18 protein-coding genes are annotated in these 21,066 nt (G+C 65.8%); 12 read left to right on the top strand and 6 right to left on the bottom strand.

Features of this window, described 5'->3' with window-relative positions; translation table 11 throughout:
- Positions 1-44 precede the first annotated feature (44 nt).
- The 3 genes from ACRQ5Q_RS06935 to ACRQ5Q_RS06945 all read left to right on the top strand — a co-directional run bounded on the left by ACRQ5Q_RS06935 (position 45) and on the right by ACRQ5Q_RS06945 (position 5,351).
- Positions 45-3,515: an ATP-binding protein gene (locus ACRQ5Q_RS06935; RefSeq protein ID WP_439396631.1), complete on the top strand. Its 3,471-nt coding sequence runs from the start codon at positions 45-47 to the stop codon at positions 3,513-3,515.
- Positions 3,512-4,306 carry a protein-L-isoaspartate O-methyltransferase family protein gene (locus ACRQ5Q_RS06940; protein ID WP_439373542.1) on the top strand — a complete coding sequence of 265 codons (795 nt, stop codon included), beginning with the start codon at positions 3,512-3,514 and terminating at the stop codon, positions 4,304-4,306. Before ACRQ5Q_RS06935 ends, ACRQ5Q_RS06940 begins: the two co-directional genes overlap by 4 nt.
- A 94-nt stretch (positions 4,307-4,400) precedes the next feature.
- Positions 4,401-5,351 (top strand): DUF6492 family protein, encoded by a 951-nt coding sequence (locus tag ACRQ5Q_RS06945; RefSeq protein ID WP_439373543.1) that lies wholly within the window; start codon positions 4,401-4,403, stop codon positions 5,349-5,351.
- 37 nt (positions 5,352-5,388) lie between these two features.
- Here ACRQ5Q_RS06945 and ACRQ5Q_RS06950 read toward each other — a convergent pair whose 3' ends face one another.
- Together ACRQ5Q_RS06950 and ACRQ5Q_RS06955 are read right to left on the bottom strand one after the other, a co-directional pair.
- The gene (locus ACRQ5Q_RS06950; RefSeq protein WP_439396633.1) at positions 5,389-6,456 is read right to left on the bottom strand and encodes an endo-1,4-beta-xylanase; all 1,068 of its coding nucleotides are present in this window, start codon (positions 6,454-6,456) and stop codon (positions 5,389-5,391) included.
- The gene (locus tag ACRQ5Q_RS06955; RefSeq protein ID WP_439399702.1) at positions 6,453-7,541 is read right to left on the bottom strand and encodes a glycosyltransferase; all 1,089 of its coding nucleotides are present in this window, start codon (positions 7,539-7,541) and stop codon (positions 6,453-6,455) included. Before ACRQ5Q_RS06955 ends, ACRQ5Q_RS06950 begins: the two co-directional genes overlap by 4 nt.
- A gap of 262 nt (positions 7,542-7,803) precedes the next feature.
- On the opposite strand from ACRQ5Q_RS06955, the gene ACRQ5Q_RS06960 reads away from it, so the two are divergent.
- Both ACRQ5Q_RS06960 and ACRQ5Q_RS06965 read left to right on the top strand, forming a co-directional pair.
- Positions 7,804-9,240, top strand: a complete 1,437-nt coding sequence (locus ACRQ5Q_RS06960; RefSeq protein ID WP_439396635.1) for a lipopolysaccharide biosynthesis protein — start codon at positions 7,804-7,806, stop codon at positions 9,238-9,240.
- A 247-nt stretch (positions 9,241-9,487) separates the two neighbouring features.
- Positions 9,488-11,050 (top strand): L,D-transpeptidase, encoded by a 1,563-nt coding sequence (locus tag ACRQ5Q_RS06965; RefSeq protein ID WP_439373545.1) that lies wholly within the window; start codon positions 9,488-9,490, stop codon positions 11,048-11,050.
- A 21-nt stretch (positions 11,051-11,071) separates the two neighbouring features.
- On the opposite strand, the gene ACRQ5Q_RS06970 is transcribed toward ACRQ5Q_RS06965, so the two are convergent.
- Positions 11,072-11,884 (bottom strand): class I SAM-dependent methyltransferase, encoded by an 813-nt coding sequence (locus tag ACRQ5Q_RS06970; RefSeq protein ID WP_439373546.1) that lies wholly within the window; start codon positions 11,882-11,884, stop codon positions 11,072-11,074.
- 101 nt (positions 11,885-11,985) lie between these two features.
- Here ACRQ5Q_RS06970 and ACRQ5Q_RS06975 point away from each other — a divergent pair, with 101 nt between their 5' ends.
- The 5 genes from ACRQ5Q_RS06975 to ACRQ5Q_RS06995 all read left to right on the top strand — a co-directional run bounded on the left by ACRQ5Q_RS06975 (position 11,986) and on the right by ACRQ5Q_RS06995 (position 15,451).
- On the top strand, positions 11,986-12,150 hold the full coding sequence (locus ACRQ5Q_RS06975) for a hypothetical protein (protein ID WP_439373547.1): 165 nt from the start codon (positions 11,986-11,988) through the stop codon (positions 12,148-12,150).
- 73 nt (positions 12,151-12,223) lie between these two features.
- Complete coding sequence (locus ACRQ5Q_RS06980; RefSeq protein WP_439373548.1) at positions 12,224-12,808, top strand: HutD/Ves family protein; 585 nt, start codon at positions 12,224-12,226, stop codon at positions 12,806-12,808.
- Between the two features lie 107 nt (positions 12,809-12,915).
- The gene (locus tag ACRQ5Q_RS06985; protein ID WP_439373549.1) at positions 12,916-14,106 is read left to right on the top strand and encodes an adenylate/guanylate cyclase domain-containing protein; all 1,191 of its coding nucleotides are present in this window, start codon (positions 12,916-12,918) and stop codon (positions 14,104-14,106) included.
- 103 nt (positions 14,107-14,209) lie between these two features.
- Positions 14,210-14,389, top strand: coding sequence for a hypothetical protein (locus ACRQ5Q_RS06990; protein ID WP_439396637.1), 180 nt, complete (start codon positions 14,210-14,212; stop codon positions 14,387-14,389).
- 264 nt (positions 14,390-14,653) lie between these two features.
- Positions 14,654-15,451, top strand: coding sequence for an adenylate/guanylate cyclase domain-containing protein (locus ACRQ5Q_RS06995; protein WP_439396639.1), 798 nt, complete (start codon positions 14,654-14,656; stop codon positions 15,449-15,451).
- Positions 15,452-15,497: 46 nt separating this feature from the next.
- Here ACRQ5Q_RS06995 and ACRQ5Q_RS07000 read toward each other — a convergent pair whose 3' ends face one another.
- Genes ACRQ5Q_RS07000 through ACRQ5Q_RS07010 form a run of 3 tightly spaced genes read right to left on the bottom strand, consistent with a single transcriptional unit; the run spans position 15,498 to position 18,407 of the window.
- Positions 15,498-16,511: an SIS domain-containing protein gene (locus tag ACRQ5Q_RS07000; RefSeq protein WP_439396641.1), complete on the bottom strand. Its 1,014-nt coding sequence runs from the start codon at positions 16,509-16,511 to the stop codon at positions 15,498-15,500.
- The gene (locus tag ACRQ5Q_RS07005; protein ID WP_439396643.1) at positions 16,508-17,464 is read right to left on the bottom strand and encodes an N-acetylmuramic acid 6-phosphate etherase; all 957 of its coding nucleotides are present in this window, start codon (positions 17,462-17,464) and stop codon (positions 16,508-16,510) included. Before ACRQ5Q_RS07005 ends, ACRQ5Q_RS07000 begins: the two co-directional genes overlap by 4 nt.
- 19 nt (positions 17,465-17,483) lie before the next feature.
- The gene (locus ACRQ5Q_RS07010) at positions 17,484-18,407 is read right to left on the bottom strand and encodes a BadF/BadG/BcrA/BcrD ATPase family protein (RefSeq protein WP_439396645.1); all 924 of its coding nucleotides are present in this window, start codon (positions 18,405-18,407) and stop codon (positions 17,484-17,486) included.
- Between the two features lie 118 nt (positions 18,408-18,525).
- On the opposite strand from ACRQ5Q_RS07010, the gene nagA reads away from it, so the two are divergent.
- Entirely contained in the window at positions 18,526-19,704 is a 1,179-nt protein-coding gene (gene nagA / locus ACRQ5Q_RS07015; protein ID WP_439396646.1) for an N-acetylglucosamine-6-phosphate deacetylase, read from the top strand.
- Positions 19,705-20,937 carry an aspartate kinase gene (locus ACRQ5Q_RS07020; protein ID WP_439396648.1) on the top strand — a complete coding sequence of 411 codons (1,233 nt, stop codon included), beginning with the start codon at positions 19,705-19,707 and terminating at the stop codon, positions 20,935-20,937. It begins immediately after the preceding gene.
- Positions 20,938-21,066 lie beyond the last annotated feature (129 nt).

Genomic DNA, 21,066 nt, shown 5'->3' on the forward strand with positions numbered 1-21,066 from the left:
GGGCCCAAAGCCCTTCGACGGAGTGATGGTCGGGCAGAATCACCATGCTGGAGAATGAGCCAAGTACGGCGACGGAAGGCAGGCTGAAGCGCTGGCTCGAGGGCGTCGGCCTCGGCCACTACTCCGATCTTTTCGCGCGGCACCGCCTGGATCTCGACGTGCTGGGGGATCTGACCGAATCCGATCTGGTCGAGCTCGGATTGCCGCTGGGCGACCGCAAGCGGCTCCAGCGGGCGATGGCGGCGCTATTCCGGGCCGAAACGGCGGAGCCGCCGGCCGCGGCGTCGCGCCCGCAGACCCGGACAGAGGTCGGGGCCGAGCGGCGCCAGCTCACCACGATGTTCTGCGACATGGTCGATTCCACCGCGCTCTCGGTGCAGTTCGATCCGGAAGACGTGCGCGACATGATTGCGAGCTTCCGTGAGACCTGCGTCCGCGTGGTCAAGCACTACGAGGGCTTTGCCGCCCGTTACGTCGGCGACGGCATCCTCGTCTATTTCGGCTATCCGACCGCACATGAGGACGACGCCGAGCGTGCGGTGCGTGCAGGGCTCGAGATCGTGCGGGTGCTGTCGACCGCGCGCGCGATCGAGCCGCGCGGCGCGCTCAGCCATTCGCCAGCTGTCCGCATCGGCATTGCGACCGGCCTCGTCGTGGTCGGTGACCTCGTCGGGCAGGGCACCGAGGAGCGCGACTCCGCGGTCGGCGAAACCGTCAATCTTGCGGCGCGCCTGCAAGCCCTGGCGCCACCCAACGGCGTCGTGATCTCCGCCTCGACGCAGTCGCTGCTGAAGGGCAAGTTCGACTACCGCAATCTCGGTGTCCATGCGCTGAAGGGCATCTCGGAAAAGGCGCAGGCCTGGCATGTGGTGCGCGCCACGCGGGTCGAGACCCGCTTCGCCGCGGCGATGGGGGCGCGGCTGACGCCGCTCGTCAACCGCGAGGAGGAGATCGCGCTGTTGATGGGCCGCTGGCAGCAGGCCAAGGACGGCGACGGTCAGGTCGTGGTCAAGTTCGGCGAGCCCGGCATCGGCAAGTCGCGCATCATCCAGGAAATCTTCGAGCGGATATCGGTCGACCGGCATGGGCAGGTCTCCTTCCAGTGTTCGCCCTACTACACCTCGACCGCGTTCTATCCGTTCGCCGAGCAGCTCAAGTTCTCACTCGGCCTCGACCGCGAGGATACCTCGGCGCTGTCGCTGGCGAGCCTGGAGACCGCGATCGCCGCCGCGCACGGCGACATCGAGCAGGTCACGCCGCTGTTTGCCGCGCTGCTGTCGATACCGACCGGCGACCGCTATCCGCCGCTCGGCCTGTCGCCGCAGCAGCAAAAGGATGCGACCGTCGCGGCGCTGGTCAATCACTTCCTCGGCCTCGCGCGGGAGATGCCGCTGGTGATCGCATTCGAGGATCTGCACTGGATCGATCCGACCTCCCGTGAGGTGATAGACCTGCTCGTCGACCGGGTGCAGAACCGGCCGATCCTGGTCATCATCACCGCGCGCTCCGAATTCCAGCCGAGTTGGAACGCGCATTCGCACATCACCACGCTGGTGCTCAATCGTCTGAGCCGGCAGCTGCGCACGACGCTGGTCGAGCGTGTCGCCGGACGGGAGCTGCCCAAGGAGGTGGTCGAGGAGATCATCGTCAAGACCGACGGCGTGCCGCTGTTCCTGGAAGAGCTCACCAAGACGGTTCTGGAATCCAATCTCCTGACCGAGCGGCACGGACGCTACGTGCTGTCGGGCCCGTGGCGGCAGCTCGCGATTCCGGCAACGCTGACGGACTCGCTGATGGCGCGGCTCGACCGGATGGGCCCGTTCAAGCGGATCGCGCAGATCGGCGCCACCATCGGCCGCGAGTTCTCCTACGAGACGCTCCAGGCCGTCGCCAATACGCCGGCCGAGCAGATCGAGGCCGCGCTCAACCATCTGGAGGAGGCCGGGCTGGTCATGCGGCGTGGCCATCCCCCGGATGCGCTCTACTCGTTCAAGCACGTGATGATCCAGAACGCCGCGCATGCGAGCCTGCTGCACAGCGAGCGCCGCAAGCTGCACGCGCGCATCGCGCAGGTGCTCGGCGAGATGTATCCCGAGAAGACCGATCGCGAGCCGGAGCTGCTGGCCCATCATCTGACCGAATCCGGCCAGAGCGAGGGCGCCGCCAGCTTCTGGCTCAAGGCCGGCAAGCAGGCGGCCAGGAGCGGCGCCAATCTGGAGGCGATCGGCCATCTGCGCCGCGGCTTGAGCGTCGTGCAGGCCAATGCGCGCATGCAGGGCGCCGACGAGATGGAACTCGAGCTGCGCATCGCGCTCGGCAACGCGCTGATCGCCGCCAAGGGCTATGCGGTGCAGGAGGTCGAGGAGAACTACATCCGCGCGCTCGAGCTGGGCCAGCAGCTCGACGACGACGAGAAGGCCTTTGCCGCCACCCGCGGCCTCTGGGTCTGCCACTTCATCCGCGCCGATCTCACCCGCGCACACGATCTCAGCGTCGAGCTCATGAAATTCGCCAAGCGCGAGCGGCTGAACGAGCGGTCGGCGCCGGCGCAGCAGACCGGTTACCTGATCGAGGCGCACCGTTCGATCGCGATGACCATGCTCTATCGCGGCCGCTTTGCCGCCTCGCAGCATCATCTGCATCGCTGCATCAACCTCTACAGCCCCGACCTGCATTCCGATCTGATGGAGCGGCACGGCACCGATCCCGGCGTCGTCTCGCTGTCCTATCTCGGCTATCTGCTCTGGTTCCTCGGCCGGCCCGACGCGGCGCGCCAGCACAGCGAACAGGCGATCGCCAATGCCGAGAAGATCCGACATCCGTTCACGCTGGCCTTCGCGCTCATGTTCGGCGCCTACCTCTGCCAGCATTTGCGCGACGTCGAGGGCACGCGCGATCACGCCAACCGCGCCATGATCATCGCGACCGAGCACAATTTCCTGCACTGGAAGCAGCAGGCCGCGATTCTGCGCGGGTGGGCGCTGACGCAGCTCGGCGAGGCCGACGAGGGTCTCAGCCAGATGCGCTTCGGCCTCGACGAATACGAGGCAATGGATTCCTGGCTCGCCGGCTGCTGGTTCCGCTGCCTGTTGGCTGAAGCCTATGCCAAGGTCGGGATGCGAGAGGCCGCCTTGCGCGCGCTGGACGGCGCGCTCGCGACTGCGCGGCGGACGGGCGATCATTCCTACCTCGCCGAGGTCTATCGCCTGCAAGGCGAGATCACGCTGTCGGACGGCGACCCGGCCTCGGTGCAGGAGGCCGAGGAGCTGTTCGGCCTGTCGCTGGACGTCGCACGCAAGCAGGGCGCGCTGTCGTGGGAGCTTCGCACCGCCACGAGCCTCGCGCGGCTGTCGCGCCAGGCCGGCAAGCGTGAGCACGCGCGTCTCCTGCTCGCGCCGATCGTGGGCAGGTTCAGCGAGGGTTTTTACACGCCGGACCTCAAGCAGGCGATGCAGCTGGTCAACGAGCTCGATGCGGATGCGCCGGTTCCTGAACAGGCCGATGCGGCGAGATGAGCGATCTCGCCGCCGCGCGTGCGCGCTATGTGGAGTTGATTGCCAGGCGCGAGCGGATTTCCTCACCGCGCCTGCTCGAAGCGCTCGCTGCCGTTCCGCGCGAGGATTTTCTGGCCAGAGGACCCTGGCGTATCAAGAGCGAAGCGGCGCGCAGCTACCGGTTGACGCCGGACGCCGAGCCCATTCATCTCTATGACAATGTGCTGGTCGCGATCGACGCGCGCCGCAAGCTCGACACCGGTCTGCCGAGCCTGTGGGCGCATCTGATCGACGTGCTCGACGTCAGGGCGAAGGACCGCGTGGTCCAGATCGGCTGCGGCCTCGGCTATTTCTCGGCGGTGCTGTCGAAGATGGTTGGTCCAAAGGGCAGCGTGCATGCGATCGAATGCGACGAGCGGCTCGCAGCGCGGGCTGCGGACTACCTTCGTAGCTATCGCAATGTCGAGGTCATCAACGGCGACGGTTGTGCGGAGATCGGCGAACCCGCCGACGTGATCATCGTCCACGCCGGCTTCTCGCATCCGTATCCGCTCTGGCTGCAATCGCTCCGCCCGCGCGGCCGCCTCCTGGTGCCGCTGACCCAGCGGGACCGCGAAGGCGCCGCCCTCAAGATCACGCGCAGGGGGAAGGGCTTCGAGGCCGAGGCGGTGCAGCAGATCCGGATCTTCCCCGGCCAGGGCCGCGGCGTGACCGCGCTCGACGACCGCGTCGCCGACTGGTGGCAGCGCGCCTCGGCCCTGGCGCCGCTGCGCTTTCGCGGGCTCGAGCAGGGGCTGCCGTCGGATGGCTAATTCTTCGTTTCATTTTACCTTGATTCCGTTTGTGAGTTTCCCGCATCTCGCGGTGCGGCTATGAGTGTGGCCTGATCGCCATCCGAGCGCGCCCATGCATTCCGTTGCCCTGCTGACTGCGAGCTATGCCAAGGATATCGAACGCTTTTCGCTGCTCAGCGAGAGCATCGACGCCTGGCTGACGGGATACACGCGGCATTATGTTCTCGTTAACGATGACGACGTCCCGCTGTTCGCGCGCTTCGCGTCCGACAAGCGCGTCATCGTTCCGGCCTCGCGTTACTTGCCGAAATGGCTGTTCGCGCTGCCGCCGGCGCTCCAGTTCATCAGCAAGCGGCGCGTCTGGCTGTCGCTGCTGTCGTCGCCCGTGCACGGCTGGCACATCCAGCAGATCCTGAAGATCGCCGGCGTCCTCAACGCGCCCGAGCAGCGCGTCTGCATCCTGGATTCGGACAATCTGTTCTTCCGCGAATTCGACGTCGGCCGGTATGCCGGCGGCGAGAAGACGCCGCTCTTCGTCACGCGCAACGGGATCGACGCCGGTCACCCCCTGCATGTGCTGTGGCTGCGCACAGTCGATCAGCTTCTCGGTGTCAAGGAACGCTCGTTCCCGGCCGACGATTATGTCGGCAACGCGCTGGTCTGGGACAAGGGCACTGCGCGCGCGATGACCGATGCCATCAAGTCGGCAACGGGCCTGAGCTGGGCTCTGGCGCTGTGCCGGAAGAAGAAGTTTTCGGAGTATCTGCTTTACGGAAACTTCGTCGCCGGTTCGCCGAAGCATCTGGCGGCCCATCGGGTCACGGAAGACAGCATCGCTGTCTCGCACTGGGATGACACGCGCCTCGATCGCCCGGCGATCGAAGCCATGATGGGCGCCGCGTCCCCCGAGCAGGTCGCGCTCTGCATTCAGTCCTACTCGTCGACCTCGATCGATGACGTCCGCGACGTCTTCCGGCTAAACTCGGCTGACAGGCGCAGTCCGAGCCTGGCTCCCGATCAGATCGGGGACACACAAGCGTTCGAGGCGCCCAAGACGCGCTAGCCTTCAAGACGCGCTAGCCTTCAAGACACGCCAGCCTTCAGACGTCCTTCGTGAACTTGCTGATGACGTCCATGAACGGCTTTGGCTTGAACTCGCCGTCGAGCGGCAAGGGACGGTTCGGCTGCTTGTCCTTCCGGGCGAAGGTGCCGTTGATCCAGCTGTAGCGATCCGAGATGCCCCAGGTCAGGATCGAGCGCACCGGTCCGCTGGCCGAGACGGCGGTCAGCAGATCGTCGACGCGCTTGGCGACAATGGCGTCGCGCTCCGCGGGACCACCCGCCAGCTTCTGGTCGTCGACGTCGAGCTCGGTGACGAGGACCTCGAGGCCCCAGGTGCGCAGCTCGGTGACGAATTCGGCGAGGCCATGCGTGTCGATCTCGAGCTCGGCATGCAGATGCGATTGCAGCCCTACGGCGTGCAGCGGAACGCCCTGGTCGAGCAGCTCCATGATGAGGTTGCGGTAGGCCGCGCGCTTGGCGATGAAGGAGTCCTTCACCGACTCGATGTCGTATTCGTTGATCGCGAGCTTCACGAAGGGATCGGCCGCGGCCGCCGTGCGGAAGGCCAGCGGAATCCAGCTCTTGCCGAGATGCTGCGTCCAGAACGTGTCACGTCGGTCGGTGATCCCCTTTGGATTGTCCGGGATCGGCTCGTTGACGACGTCCCATGACGTCAGCTTGTCTTTGTAATACGACACGACGGTGCCGATGTGGTCGAGATAGGTGCGCTCGACGCCCTTGGCGTCCTTGATCTGCTTGGTCCAGTCCGGAATGTCGTGATACCAGGCGAGCGTATGTCCGCGCATCGCCAGATCGTTCGCCCGCGCGAAGTCCAGGATCGAATCGGCGCGCTCGAAGGCAAAGGTGTGCGCGTCCGGCCGCAGCATCGGCCATTTCAGCTCGAGCACCGGCACCACCTGCGTGCAATAGGTGCTGATGGCTTCGCCGAGCCTGGGATCGGCTTGCAGGTCCCAGAGCGTGGCCGCTGCACCAAAGCCCTGACGGCGCGGGGCGAGCTTCGAGGCCGGTAACGCCGACGCGGAGACGCCCGCCGCGAGCGTCGCGGCGCTGCCGAGGAGGAATTGGCGTCGGTCGAGCCTGATCACGCGTGGTTCTGCATCACGGCTTCGGCGATCTCGTAATAGTGAAGCGCGCCCTTCTCGAGCGTCAGATTCTCGGTCACGTAGTCGCGTGGCGCGAAGCCGCCGGCGCTCACATGCGACCAGAACCCGCTCCAGCCGGAGATGAAGCGGGCAGCATCGGTAAAGGTTGCGCCGCAGCGTGCGTCGAAATAAGGTACCGACGAGACGCCGCCTTCGTACCTCACCTTGTGCGGGAAATATTTCGGATCCTGCCACGGCCCGCCGCGATCCCACGCAAAGACGGGAATGCCGCTCGACAGCGCCTGCTGGCAGGCGATCCCCTGGCTCTCATGCTCGCACAGGAAGATCATGCTGCGGCAACGCGCCAGCGCCGCCTTGTAGTCGTCTTCCTTGTAGTGCCCGTAGCGGATCACCTCGACCGTGCGGCCGCTGGCCTCGAGATGCCGGCGGATCGGCTCGATCAGTTCGGACTCGTATCGCCCGTAGTCCCAGCGAACCTTGTCATAGAGCAGCACGTCCATGCGCTTGCGGTCGGCCGGCGCCGGTGTCCACAGGTCGGTGTCGATGCCGACGGGCCAGGCGTCGACATGGGGCCAGTGCGGACGGAACATGTCGGCGTACCATCTGCACGGCACCAGCACGCGCTTGACCTGCAGGTCCTTCAGGCGCTCCGGTGCATCGACCGGGTGATCGTACATGGCGACGCCGAGCAGGAGCGGGTTCTTCCATTTGAACCAGTCGAGGACGAACGGCCGCCCGATGATGCAGGCGAGCTCCTCCGGGTGCTTCTGGATGTAGCGATAGTCGTTGACGCGATAGCGGATGCCGAGCCGGTCGAGGCCCGCGCAGAGATTGAGCAGGACACGCCGCTGTCCGCTGATGAAGGACTCGCCCTTGACCACGCGCCGCAGCAGCGGCCGGAGGTGCCGATCTCCCGGAAACCAGCGGTCGTCCCGCTCTTCGAAGAAGAGGTTGAGGACCATCCTGTCGCGCCTTTGCGTGCCGAAGTCCGCCGGAACCAGCGGAGCGTCAGTGTCACCATGCGGCCAGGAAGTCGGGTGCGCCCGCGTTCGTTCGGCAACGTCCATGTCAGTCACGTCCACGCATCGGATGGGTCGGGCGACCTTTTGATATTGTTGCTTCTTTTCTGTGATCCCGCCGGTTCCTACAAGGACAGGGCAAATTTAACGCTAACGCGCGATAACCGCGGACATGTTTCATTCGCGATCCGATTTGCAGGCTTATGCGACTATCTTGACCGGCGCTGGCGGCGCAGTGCGGTGGCCGCAGCAAAGGCCAACTGCTTTAACGCTCCGTTAATCCTCGAGGCGCCGACGATCCCGAGCTCGCATGCTGAACCGCCATTTCTCCATTTACCTCGCCGCCTACATCCTGCCGGCGGCGGTGGGTTTCTTCGCCGTCACCGCCTACACGCGGCTCCTGAGCCCGGCGGAATACGGCGTCTATGTCGTCGGTATCAGCCTTGCCGGCATTCTCGGCGCGATCTTCTTTGCCTGGATCAAGCTGTCGGTGTCGCGCTATCAGGCGATGTCGGCGGAGGTGGATTTTCGCGGCACGGCGATGGTCGCCTTTGGGCTCACGGTCGCAGTGCTTTGTGCCACCACGCCGCTCGTGTTCCTGTTCCGCAGCGATGTCAGTGTCGAGCTGCTGCTTGCCAGCATGTTCGTTGCGATCATGGCCAATGCGGTCGATGTCGGGCAGGAGTTCGAGCGCGCCAAGCTGCGCCCCTATCGCTTCGCCGCGATCTCGATCGGGCGCAGCGTGGCGAGTGTCGGCTTCGGGCTCGCCGGCATCTGGCTCGGCTGGGGCGGACTCGGCCTGCTCGCCGCGTTCGGCCTCGGCTCGCTCACGGGCATCATCCTCAATCTCGTCGGCGACCGCTGCAAGATCGCGCGCTTCCAGCACAGCCAGTTCATGCAACTCGCGCGCTACGGCCTGCCGCTGACGCTGGCCGGCCTCTCGGTCGCGCTGTACTCGAGCTGCGACCGTCTCATCGTCGCCTATCTGCTCGGCAAGGACGCCGCCGGCATCTTCGGCGTTGCCGCCGACCTGCCGCGCCAGTTCATGGTGATGATTGCGTCCAGCGTCGCGGCTGCGACCGTGCCTCTGGTGTTCCGGTCGTTGTCGGAGAACAACAAGGAGACGACGCGCGAGCGGCTGACCGAGAGCCTCGAGCTGCTGCTCGGCGTGGTCGCACCCGTTGCGGTCTGGCTGGCGCTCGCAACCGACCAGGTTGCGGGCACGCTCGTGGGCGTCGATTTCCGCGCCGGCGTGTCGGCATTGCTGCCGACCCTGGTGCTCGCCCGCTTCCTCGGCATCGCCAACCAGTTCTACGTCCAGATCAGCTTTCAGCTCGCCGAGCGTCCCTTCATGCTGGCGGCGCAGTCCTTCCTCACGCTGGTGGTGAGCGTGGTGCTGATGTTCGCGCTGGTTTCAGGCTACGGGATCTATGGCGCCGCGCTGGCGACGCTCGCGACCGAGGCGATCGGCTTCGTGGTTGCGGTCGTCCTGATGCAGCGCGCCCATCCCGTGCCGTTCGACGCCGCCCGCATCGCCGGCGTGGCTGTCTCCGCAGCGGCGATGGCGGTTGCGATCCTCCTCGCCCGGTCGCAGACCAGTGGCACCGGCTTCGTGGCGCTGACCATGGTGAGCCTTGCCGGCGGGCTCGCTTACGCGGCAGCGGCCTGGCTGCTCAATGTCGCGAATGTCCGGGCCCTTTCGATGCGTTTCCTGCGAAATTTGAACCGGAAGGCACTGGGCGTTTGACGGGTCGGGCGGCCGCAGTCCCGGCGGGGTGGACATTCTGCCGCAGCGGTGGACCGCCAGCTCCGGACCGGCCTGGGCCGCAAGCGCCCTTCCGCCCGTGCGGGCCGTCGTATATGAGAGATTTGCCGCCGGAACGTGCCGAATCTCGCCACAGACGGAACGTATGGCAGCTGTGATTTCTTAATTTAGAGATCGCAAACTGACATTTTGACCGGCACGCGCGGGCGGCATTTCGACCGAGGATGGCATGAAAAACCTGATGACAACGGCGCAATCCACCTTGGCGGTGCGGCGTTGGGGGCCTCCCGGAGTTGTGACCCTGGCGGCTATGGTCGCATTGGCGACGCTGGGCCCGGCGTCCGCAGCCAAGCAGGCGCGTCAGGTCGCCGAGGCGGTGGCCCAGCGCGAGGCCGGCGAGCCGATCATGGCGATCGTGTCGATCAAGAGCCAGCAGGTCACCTTCTACGACGCCGACGGCTGGATCCTGCGTGCGCCGGTCTCGACCGGCACCACCGGGCGCGAGACGCCAGCCGGCGTCTTCGCCATCGTCGAGAAGGACAAGGACCACCGCTCGACCATGTATGACGATGCCTGGATGCCGAACATGCAGCGGATCACCTGGAACGGCATCGCGCTGCATGGCGGCCCGCTGCCGGGCTATGCCGCCTCGCATGGCTGCGTGCGCATGCCGTTCGGCTTTGCCGAGAACCTGTTCGACAAGACCAACATCGGCATGCGCGTGATCATCTCGCCGAACGACGCGGCGCCGGTCGATTTCACCCACCCCTCGCTGTTCGTGCCGAAGCGGGAGGCCATTGCGGCAGTGCCGAGCCGGGCCGACAAGCTCTCGGCCGAGGCCGAGGAGGCCACCAGGGCCGCCGACGAGACCAAGAAGGCGGCGGCCGCGGCCGCGAAGGAGGCGGCCTCGCTCCCAGCCTTGCTGCGCAAGCTGGAGCAGCAGAAGGCCCGCGCCGACGCCGAGCTCGCCTTCGCCGACAAGACGCTCGCGAATGCAAAGACCGATCAGGCCCGCGTCAAGGCCGAGGAGCTGAAGCAGAAGGCGGCGACGAAGGCCGCCGATGCGGCGACGCAACTGGACGCCGCCAAGGCTGCGGCGCAGCCGAAGCGTGACGCGGTCGCTGCGACGAAAGAGGCGGCGAAGGTGGCTGCGGCGAAGAAGGCCGACGCGGTGAGGGCCGCGACCGATGCCAAGCTCGCGTTGGAGCCGGTCTCGGTCTATATCAGCCGCGCGACGCAGAAGCTCTACGTGCGGCGGAACACGCACAAGCCGGCGCCGGACGGCGGCGGCGAGGTGTTCGACACCAGCATCGAGGTCCCCGTCACGATCCGCAATCCCGACCAGCCGCTCGGCACGCACATCTTCACGGCCATGGCGAGGACCGACACGGGCCTGCGCTGGAGCGTGGTCACGATCGACAGCGGCGACGACGCCAAGGCCGCGCTCGACCGCATCACCATCCCGCAGGACGTGTGGGATCGCATCGGACCGACCGCGCTGCCGCGCTCCTCGATCATCATCTCGGACGAGCCGCTGAGCAGCGAGACCAACTACCGCACCGAGTTCGTCGCGGTGCTGAGCAACCATCCCCAGGGCGGCTTCATCACGCGCAAGCCGACCGCCCCGTCGATGGACATTGCCAGCGATGACGGCTGGGACAATGGCGGCAACGGCTTCGGCTACTTCTTCCAGCAGCGCGATCCGTACGCGCAACCGGTCAACCCGCGCCGGCAGCGCGGCGGGTACCAGTACTATCAATCGACGCAGCCGATGCAGCGGAGCTGGTGGTAACGCGCGCGGCGAAGCTCGCGATTACCGACGCGCCTCGATCACGATCGCCTGGATCTTGCCGTCGATCGCCCCGGAGCCATGGCGCGCCCGGAGCGCCTCGGCAACGACGTCGGTTGCAGCCTGAAGCTTGCTGGCGTCCCTGGCCTCGATCTCGCTGCGCAGCGGCGTGCCCTGGCAGAGCGCGATCGCGACGTATTCGGCCGACGGCGCGCGGCTGGTCTCGGATCGCGTTTCGATCGATATGTCACCGAAGCCCGCACGTTCGAGGTCGGTCCTGATGACGGCCTTGTCGTGATAGCCGTGCGGCGTCCGGACCATGAAACGGGGCGGATCGTCGGGAAACAGCTTTGCGAGCGCGACCGTGGCTTCGTGTGTGAGCACATTGTCCTCGATACGATCCCAGACATTGAACACGAACGTGCCATCGCCCTTCAGGACTCGTTTCACCTCTCCGTAGGCCTTGACGCGGTCTGGGAAGAACATCGCGCCGAACTGGCAGCACACCACGTCGAACTCGGCATCGCCGAAGGGTAGGGCCATTGCGTCCGCCTGCCGCCAGGTGATGCGATCATCATCGGCCTGGCGCTGCGCGGCGACCGCGAGCATGGGCTCGTTGAGATCTGTCGCGACGTAGCGGACCCCTGGCGGGAGCGCCGTCGCCATGGCGCGCGTCACGGCGCCGGTGCCCGCGGCGATCTCGAGCAGCACGGAAGGAGAGCGGGCCGCAACGCGCCGTGCCAGGTCCTGCGCATAGATGGAGAAGATCAGCGGGACGAGATACTCGTCATAGATTTTCGGAATCGAGCCGGCGAAAACCTTGTCAGTGCTGGACATGCTTGCCTCGCTGAAGGTTGGACGCGAGGCTCACGTTAGCATGGTTTCCCCCCGGTCGCGCCAGCAACGAAGTAGACCACGCCTTCCTGCCTGGTCTCGCGTTGCGAGCAACGGGCAAGACCGGGCTCGACAACGTCAGGGCCGAAGAGTGGAACAGGATCTACGACGTCAACGTCCGCGGCCCCATTCTGTGTTGCCGCGCCGCGATGCCGAAGTTCGACAATGCGCAGACGCTCGCGATCGATAGCGGCCTGAGCGGGATGTAGCTCCTGTCGCGCAATCCGGGCTGCGAGATGTGCTAATACATCCGTTCATGCTTCTCCCTGACGACCCCGACACATGAAAACCACGCTGCTGAAACCCGAACAGTACACCCGTTCGCCCTGGAAGAACGGCGGCGGCATCCTCACCGACATTGCGGGCGCCCATCGTGCAGACAGCCCGGTAAAGGACTGGGACAGCCTGCTCTGGCGCTTTGCGTCCACGCCGATCGTGACGCCCGGTCCGTTCTCCCACATGCCCGGCATCGACCGCCTGCAGATGGTCGTCAAGGGGCGCGGACTGGTGCTGAAGTCGCCGACGCAGCAGTTCGACGAGCGTGAACCTTTTACGACGGTGCGCTTCTCCGGCGAGCTCGAGATCGTCACCGTGCTGGAGGAAGGTCCCGTCGAGGTCGTGAACCTGATGGCGCGGCGGGGCGCTGCAGAGATCGAGCTTGTCGCCCTGAGGGAACTGGGCGAGCGCCCGTTGCCCCCCGGCACTCACCTCGTCTACGCGGTCTCCGGCGCTTGCAGCATTCGCCTCAATGGGGAGGGTTTCGTCGTTCCCGACGGCAGCACGCTGAAGGTCGAGCTGACCGAGGCGTCCGGTCTGGCGCTCGTTTCAGGCTTGGCGGTGTTGGCGTCGATCCAGCTCGTCGGCTAGGCGGCAACCGCCTTCGGATGCGCACAATCCGTGCAACTGGCCAGGTTGACGCCGCGGTACCGGCACACGATATCTGCTCGATGAAGGCCGCCGCTAAGGGGCAGGATATGAACGCGCCACACCCAAATCCCCCCACGCTGTCCGACGGCGTCGTCCACTGGCTGACCAACGGCACGCGCGACGAGCGCTTCATCGACAATATCTTTGCGGAGATGTGCATCCGCCTCCAGCAGGCCGGCATCCCGCTCAAGCGATCGACGCTTCACATGCTGATCAATCACCCGCAATGGCTCGGCGCCCGCTTCATGTGGTCCCACGGCATGCGCGAGGCGGAGATTGCATTGGTCGACTACGACGTTCGCGAGCGGTCCGAATATATCGGCAGCCCGGCCAACGAGATGCAGAACGGCGCGAGCGAGCTGCGGGAGAACCTCGAACGCGACCCCGCGCTCGGCCGCAAGCATGCGCTCTACGACGAGATGCGGCAGAAGGGTCTGACTGACTATGTGGCCTGGCCGCTGTATCACACGCTGGGCAAGCGCCATCTCATCACTTTCGCTACCGACCGGCCCGGCGGCTTCGAGGACGCGCATATCGCGGCCCTGAAGAACCTGCTGCCGGTGCTGGCGCTGGTCAGCGAGATTCGAGTCAAGAACCGCCTGGCGCGAACGCTGCTGGAGACCTATGTCGGCGCCCATGCCGGCGAGCTGATCCTGGCCGGCGCCACCCGGCGCGGCACCGGCACCACGGTGCGCGCGGCGATCATGATCTGCGATTTGCGCGATTTCACGAAAATCTCCGACAACTGGCCTCGCGACGACGTCATCGACCTCCTCAACGACTATTTCGACGCGATGTCGGAGCCGATCACACGGCATGGCGGCGAGATCCTGAAATTCATCGGCGACGGCCTGCTCGCCATCTTCCCGCTGAGCCAGCCCGATGCCTGCGCCAACCTGCTGCATGCCGTGAGAGAAGCGAGGGAAGCCATGGCCGCGCTGAATGAGCGCAACAGGAGCAGCGCCCGCGCGCCGCTTAACTACGGCATCGGCGTCCATGTCGGCGACGTCATGTACGGCAATATCGGATCGTCGAGCCGGCTCGATTTCACCGTGATCGGTCCCGCCGTCAACATGGCCTCCCGCCTCGAAGCGCTCACGAAGCAGATTGGGCGCAACGTGCTGCTGTCGCGCGACTTCGCCGAACTCGTGCAGCCGAAATTCGAACTGGAGCGCGTGGGCAAATACGACGTCCGCGGCTTCAGCGATCCGATCGAGCTGTTTGCGTTTCCTGGGTGAGGGATCGGCAAGGCCGTTCGGCGCCGGCGATCACTTCCGGTTCGCTCCGGTTGAGCCGGAGCCCGGTATCGCCTGCTGGCCTCCTTCGGTTTGCCTGGAGTCGTTGTCGCGCGGTCGTTCGGTCGTCGATCTCGCCGGCGCGCTGGATCCGCCGCCATTGTTGTCGGACGACGTGTTGAGGCTCGAGGCTCCCGCGCCCGTGGTGCCGCCGGTGCCGGATGAATCGATGCTGGAGCCGGTCCTCGACGGACCCGTGCCGCCTTGGGCGAACGCGCAGGATTGAGCGGCGAGAGCCGCAACGAGGCCTGCCAGAACAAGCGCTTTCATGTGCGCTCCTTTGCTTGAGGTCGGACGGCGCCGGCTCTGGTCCAGGGGGCGGAGTTCGAGCCGGCGCCGTTTGCCGGACGATGTGGGACCCGGCACGGGTCAATGCGCGGTGAGGTGAGGCTGTTCCTATTTGCGGGGAGGTTGCCAATGCCGCATTGTACGACTACGCTTCGCAGCAAGCCTACTATGCCCAGACGGTCCTGCGATCAGCCGCCCGTTTATGCCAAAATTCCTTCGCATCGGTGTCCATCAGTCGAACGTCTCCGGCTACACCTCGAAAGCGTGGTGCATCAGGCGTGCCGGCACGACGATCTTCCTGAAGTGGGGCGCCGTGGAGGTGCATGGCGCAGGCAGCGGGCGAAAGGTCTACTGGGCGCGCGTGCCGCAGGAGAAGACGATCCGCTGCCGCACGCCGCAGCGCGCCCAGGACTATGTCAAGGCCGCGATCGCGCGTCGCCGCAACCACCGCTATGAGCCGCTGGCCGGGGTCATCGCGAACCGGCGCCCATCGGCCGCACGCACCGCCGAGCTCAAGCACGCGCTCGCCACCATCCTGATCGTCGACATCGTCGGCTCCACCGCCAAGGCCGCCAAGCTCGGCGATGCGCGCTGGACCAAGGTGATGGGTCACTACTACGCCGCTGTCCGCAAGGAGCTGAAGAGCTCGCGCGGCAAGGAGGTCGTGACCACCGGCGACGGCGTGCTGGCGACCTTCAAGGCACCCGCCGCCGGCATCACTTGCGCAACCGCGATCCAGAACGCCGTGCGGACGCTGGGCCTCGAGATCCGGGTCGGTCTGCACGCCGGCGAGTACACGATCAGCGGCGGCGAAATGGTGGGCCTTGCCTTCCACATCGGCACCCGCATCGCCGCCAAGGCGCGCGCCGGCGAAGTCCTGGTCTCGAGCGCGGTGAAGGAGCTGCTGAAGGCGCAGTCCGCGATCAGCCTGAGAGATCACGGCGTGCACCGGCTCAAGGGCGTGCCCGAGCGGTGGCGGCTGTGGCGGGTGGAGGGGTGAGACGCGGCGCTCCGGCTTGCTCGCCAGGCCTGCGATCAATCAGCTGTCAAAACGTCTCGGTGATCTTGCTCAGGCGAGGGGGACGATCCGGGTCAAATCCGCGGGCGCGTGCCGCCTGCTCGATCATTCGATAGGCCGGAACGAGCATGGTGATCGCGTCGGTGGCAGGGTCATCCTCGGCCAGCCAGGGCAGCGAGCCATGCGGTCCGCCGCAGAGATGCAGCGTGAACTTCTGCTCGCGCAACTCCTCCGCAAGTGCGTCCACGCTGGCCGCAGTTTCATCCATGAGGCGCAGCATGAGGACCGGCGTACGCGACGACAGCGCGGCACGTGGCCCATGCTGCAGCTCGGCGGCGCTCAAGCCGATGGAGGGCAGGCGCAGGATTTCCGAAAGCTTGAGTGCGATCTCCCTCGCCGAGCCCAGGGCCAGGCCTCGAGCTGCCACAAACACGGCCGACGCCTCGACGAGATCATCGGCAATCGCGGACCAGTCGAGCGCCAGCGCAGGGCGCAGGCGCTCGGGCAGCCGGTCGAGGGCTGACCGCAGCGCACGATCTTGCGCCAGCTCGGCAACCAGTCCGGCACCGGCGGCCATCGAGCCGATGACGGTCTTTGTCGCCGCAACTGAATGCTCCTGGCCGGCTTCGATCGGAACGACGAACTCCGCTTCGTCAGCCACCGGCGACGAGGTCGTATTGACGATGGCAATGGTGCGGGCGCCCGAAGCGCGCGCCGACCTTGTCGCTGCGACGAGATCCGGGCTGCGCCCGGATTGCGAGATCACGATGAACAGCGCATCGCGCAGCATCAAGGGTGTGCGAAATGCCGTGACCACCGAGGGAGCACTCGCTGAAACGGGAAGGCGAAGCCGCGTCTCGACAAGGTATCTCAGGAAAACTCCGGCATGCCCGGAGCTTCCCCGACCACACACGACGCACAGGGGGGCGGAGCCTATCTCGATTCGCTGCGCGATGTCGCGGGTGGCTGGACGACCACGAACGATTTTCGCGACGGTATCGGCGCTTTCCAGGATTTCACTCGCCATCGCGGATGTCGTCACGATTCGGCCGCTCCCCCCTGCTTTCGTGCCGGCGGTGCCTTGGGATGCCGGTCACGATGCGAGTCCCGATCTCTGGCGAGCTCGGCAAACACGCGCCGGAGATTACCGTCGCCGTCCCTCAGAATGGTCTCGGCATCAGCCCTATCGACGCCCAGCGCCAGAAGGACTGCCGTCTTGACGTCTCCTTCGGCCTGCTCGAGCGAGCGTGCCGCGTGCGACGGATCGCAGCCGGCGATTTGCGCCACCATCGCCTCGGCACGCCGCTTCAGCTTGGCATTGGTCGGCTGCATGTTCACCATCATGCCGCGATACACCCGGCCAAGACGCAGCATGATTCCCGAGGAGATCAGGTTGAGCACGACCTTCTGCGCAGTGCCGGCCTTCATCCGCGTGGAGCCGGCGATCAGCTCGCGGCCAGTCTCGATCAGGATGGGAAACCTGGCCGACGCCAGCAGGGCGGTGCCGGGATTGTTGGCGACACCGATGGTCACGGCCCCGCAGGCGCCTGCCTGCTGCAGCGCCGCGACCGTGAACGGCGTCGTCCCGCTGGCGGCGACCGCAATCACCACATCATGCGCTGTGAGCCGCGCCGCATTGATCTGCGCAACCGCATCATCGATGTCATCCTCGGCGCCCTCGATGCTGGTGACGAAGGCACTGTCTCCCCCGGCGACGACGAAGCGGACGCGCTCTTTGGGCCAGGCGAAGGTCGGCGTCAGCTCGGCGCCGTCCTGGACCGCCACGCGCCCCGAAGTGCCGGCGCCGACATAGACAAGGCGACCATGATCGTCGAGCGCCGCTTTGGCCGCTTCGGTCGCCGCGGTGATCGCGGGGAGGGCATGGCCGATCGCTGCGACGGCCGCAAGCTGGCCCTCCCACATCGCCTCCATCGCGGTGGCCAGCGACCATGCATCAAGATCGGCAAAGCGGGGATCGACTTCTTCGGTGGCCATATTGTTGATCCATGCGCCATCAAACGCGGAACTTTGCAGCCGGCTCATGCTCGGTTTCCATTCTGGGTAGCTTGAGCCGTCCTCGCGCCACCAGTAACGCGCCGGCCGCCGCATCGCCGTCAGGACGCTTCAGGCGGGCGCGCAGGTCGGGCGTCAGCCAGGGCGTGATGGCATCCGCGAGCCCGCCCACCAGCGAGAGCCGGTCGATTCCTCTCGCCAGGAATAGATCGAGCAGATCGCCAATGGCATCTGCCGCGCGTTCGACAATGCGGCGGCCGACCGGATCGCCTCGATTTGCGTGCCGCATCACGATCGGTGCGAATGCGGCGTAGTCTGCGGCTCTGGCTTGTTCGGACCAGGCCACCGCCTGATAGGGATCATCATCGAAGGCGCCGAGCACCTCTGAAAGCAATGGCGTCAACTCGCCGCGACGATCGGCGGCCCGCAGCGCCAATCGGACAACCTGCAGGCCGATGTCGGCGCCGCTGCCTTCGTCCGACACGGGAAAACCGTAACCGGCGAGACGGACCTCGCGGCCGTCGACCAGGCCGACACCGACCGAGCCTGTGCCGGCCACGACGATGGCTCCGTCCGCCCCGCTATGGGCGCCAAGACAGGCCGCGAGGCCGTCGCTGATCAAGCTAACGGACGCAAAGGGATGCGCGATCTCGCTGAGCGCCGCTTTCGCGCCCCGGCGGCCGATGCCGGCAAGGCCGATTCCGGCGTGCATTTGGGCGAAATCCTCGCGGCTCAGTCCGGCCCGTGCGGCCGCCGCTTCGGTCGCCTCCATGATGGACCGCCAGGCCTTGTCCACGCCGATCCGCGTCGTGGCCGGCCCCGAGCTCGCTTGTCCGAGCGCCTTGCCGTTTTCGTCCTCGATCCGGGCGCGGCAGCGGGTTCCGCCGCCATCAATGCCGAGATACGTGGTACCTTTTGTTCCCATGGAAAGTTAACGCGAAGGTTTCGCTTGGGGTCCGCACAAGCTCCCTCTGGCGTACATATGAACTCCTGTGCGAGACTCGCCTCACGAGTCCGTGACGGCCATTCCCGGATCGATACAGATGGACCACGCTGGTTCTGCCGCTCTCACGATTGCTGCCCAGCACATCTTTGATGGCATCGACATGCGCGGGCCGGGGTCGGTCAGGATCGCGCAGGGACGGATTGAAAGCATCAGCTTCGACGAGGCCGCCGGGGCGTCAATCCGCCTTCCCCGAGATGCGATCCTTGCACCCGGATTCATCGACATCCAGGTGAACGGAGGCGGGGGCGTGCTTCTCAACGACCAGCCGACCGAGGCCGGCGTTCGCCGTATCGTCGAGGCGCACCGCACGGCTGGCACTACTGGCTGCTTGCCGACCCTCATCTCCGATCGAACCGAGGTCATCGAACGATTGGCTGCAACAGCCGAGGCGTGCCTCGAAATTCCCGGCGTGCTCGGCTTTCACCTGGAAGGTCCGGCCCTCAACAGGTCCCGCAAGGGCATTCACCCGGACGCCGAGATACGCGTTCCCGATCGGCGCGACCTCGCCGCCATCAAGAGTTTCGGGCACCGCGGTCGCTCCATTGTGACCCTGGCCCCGGAATGCGTGCCCGCGTCCATGATCGATGAATTGATCGACGCCGGATTGCGTGTCGCGGCGGGCCACAGCGACGCCAGCGCAGCCGAAACTGGGGAGGCGGTCGATCGCGGTGTCTCGGGGGTGACCCATCTGTTCAATGCCATGTCGCAGTTGAACGCCCGAGAGCCGGGCCTGGTGGGCGCCGCGCTCGGGGATGACCGGCTGTTTGCAGGGATCATCTGCGACGGCATCCACGTCGACCGGGTCGGTTTGCGTGTTGCCTTCCGCTGCAAGGGGCGCGATCGATTGATGCTGGTCACCGATGCCATGCCATTGGCGGGAACGAGCGGCCGGCAATTCATGCTCCAGGGCAGGGAGATCACGTTGCACGAGGGGCGCCTGACGGGCCCGGACGGCACACTCGCAGGCGCTCACCTCACCATGATCGAGGCGGTACGCAACGCTGTTGCCCTCATCGGAATCTCTCTCGTCGATGCCCTCATCATGGCGTCCCGGACACCCGCTTCGTTTCTGGGCCTTGACGCCGAGCTTGGACGCGTCGCGCCGGGATACCGCGCGGATCTTGTCGCTTTCAATCCGAATTTTGAGGTCGTCGGCACATGGATCGGCGGTAGGGGTGCGATGGGGGAGGCCAGCAAGGCTTTCGAGCGAGGTTAGATGCGCAATCATCCCATCATCGTGCAGAAATATGGCGGTGTCTGCCTCGAGACACCGGCGAAGATTCGCGCGGTTGCGCGCAGTCTCGCCGACCTGCACGGCCGCGGTCACCGCGTCGTGGCGATCGTCTCCGCCATGGGCACGACCACCGACCAGTTGATTCAGATGGCTCATCAGGTCAGCCCAGCTCCCAACCGCCGTGAGCTCGACATGCTGCTGACGACGGGTGAGCGCATCAGCATGTCCCTGATGAGCATGGCGCTTTCCGATCTCGGCGTGCCTGCGATCAGCTTCACCGGCAGCCAAGCCGGCGTGATGACCGACGACTCCCACTCCTCCGCACGCATTCTGGACGTGCGGCCCATTCGCGTGCTCGAGGAGCTCGATCGCGGACGCGTCGTGGTGCTGGCGGGATTCCAGGGCGTGAACCCGGCGACCAGGGAAATCACCACGCTCGGCCGGGGCGGCAGCGACACCACGGCCGTCGCGATGGCCGCCGCGCTGAAAGCCGAACGCTGTGAAATCATCAAGGAGGTCGACGGAATTTGTTCGGCCGATCCGCGCATTGTGCCGGATGCAAGACCCCTGCGGCAGGTGGACTTCGCATCCCTGTCGGAGATGTGCTTCTGGGGTGCGAAGATCCTGCATTTTCGCAGCGTAGAGCTGGCGCACAGTCAGGATGTGCCTCTGGTCCTCAAGCAATGGGGCGGCGTCGAGCACAGTACCCAAGTGATGAAAGAGGTTTCAGGCATGGAAAACGGGAAGGTTCTCGCCGTCAACTCGATAGCCCGCATTGAGCATGTGGAAATCGATTCCAGGGATCTCAATCACGGTTTCGAGAAGCTCGCGCAGCATCTCAAGCAAAACAGCCTGTCGTGGCCGCAGCTCCTTGCATCACACTTCGCCGCAGGAAAAACCAGCATGACGGTGGCATGCGATACTGAGTGGCTGGATGCCTTGCTGCGCACGCTGGAGCACGCTGGCGATCTGCGCAAGCAGCGCGAAGCTTCGAGTGCGGTGAGTCTCACCTGCTTCGGTGGCGTCTCATCGGAACTGCCGTTCAGGGCATTGCAGGTCCTTGGGGCTCACGGGATTGTCCCCGACAGGTACGTGTTGTCACCGCATTCGGTCAGCCTGTTTCTGCCCGTGGAGGACCGGGAGGTCGCGGTCAAAGCGTTGCATGCGCTTGTCCAGCAAGCCCAGGATCCGAGCAGCATCGCGAACGCGAACTGACGCGAGAGCCGTCTGCGAGATCGCTCCTTGGGAATCCGGTCGCGGCGGCGGTCACCAGCCTTCGCCCTTCGGCGTGGCAGCCTTCGCTCGCTTCGCTTTGCATATGTGGTGCTGACTTGCCTACCCCTT

Source organism: Bradyrhizobium sp. PMVTL-01, assembly GCF_051861855.1.
Classification (GTDB): domain Bacteria; phylum Pseudomonadota; class Alphaproteobacteria; order Rhizobiales; family Xanthobacteraceae; genus Bradyrhizobium.

Excerpts from the sequence above, each read along its gene's own strand:
- ACRQ5Q_RS06985 (WP_439373549.1), top strand. The coding sequence starts at position 12,916 with ATGAACGCGCCACACCCAAATCCCCCCACGCTGTCCGACGGCGTCGTC.
- ACRQ5Q_RS07005 (WP_439396643.1), bottom strand. The coding sequence starts at position 17,464 with ATGGCCACCGAAGAAGTCGATCCCCGCTTTGCCGATCTTGATGCATGG.
- ACRQ5Q_RS06945 (WP_439373543.1), top strand. The coding sequence starts at position 4,401 with ATGCATTCCGTTGCCCTGCTGACTGCGAGCTATGCCAAGGATATCGAA.
- ACRQ5Q_RS06970 (WP_439373546.1), bottom strand. The coding sequence starts at position 11,884 with ATGTCCAGCACTGACAAGGTTTTCGCCGGCTCGATTCCGAAAATCTAT.
- ACRQ5Q_RS06995 (WP_439396639.1), top strand. The coding sequence starts at position 14,654 with ATGCCAAAATTCCTTCGCATCGGTGTCCATCAGTCGAACGTCTCCGGC.
- ACRQ5Q_RS06980 (WP_439373548.1), top strand. The coding sequence starts at position 12,224 with ATGAAAACCACGCTGCTGAAACCCGAACAGTACACCCGTTCGCCCTGG.
- ACRQ5Q_RS07010 (WP_439396645.1), bottom strand. The coding sequence starts at position 18,407 with ATGGGAACAAAAGGTACCACGTATCTCGGCATTGATGGCGGCGGAACC.
- ACRQ5Q_RS06965 (WP_439373545.1), top strand. The coding sequence starts at position 9,488 with ATGAAAAACCTGATGACAACGGCGCAATCCACCTTGGCGGTGCGGCGT.
- ACRQ5Q_RS06955 (WP_439399702.1), bottom strand. The coding sequence starts at position 7,541 with ATGGACGTTGCCGAACGAACGCGGGCGCACCCGACTTCCTGGCCGCAT.
- ACRQ5Q_RS06960 (WP_439396635.1), top strand. The coding sequence starts at position 7,804 with ATGCTGAACCGCCATTTCTCCATTTACCTCGCCGCCTACATCCTGCCG.
- nagA (WP_439396646.1), top strand. The coding sequence starts at position 18,526 with ATGGACCACGCTGGTTCTGCCGCTCTCACGATTGCTGCCCAGCACATC.
- ACRQ5Q_RS06940 (WP_439373542.1), top strand. The coding sequence starts at position 3,512 with ATGAGCGATCTCGCCGCCGCGCGTGCGCGCTATGTGGAGTTGATTGCC.
- ACRQ5Q_RS07020 (WP_439396648.1), top strand. The coding sequence starts at position 19,705 with ATGCGCAATCATCCCATCATCGTGCAGAAATATGGCGGTGTCTGCCTC.
- ACRQ5Q_RS06935 (WP_439396631.1), top strand. The coding sequence starts at position 45 with ATGCTGGAGAATGAGCCAAGTACGGCGACGGAAGGCAGGCTGAAGCGC.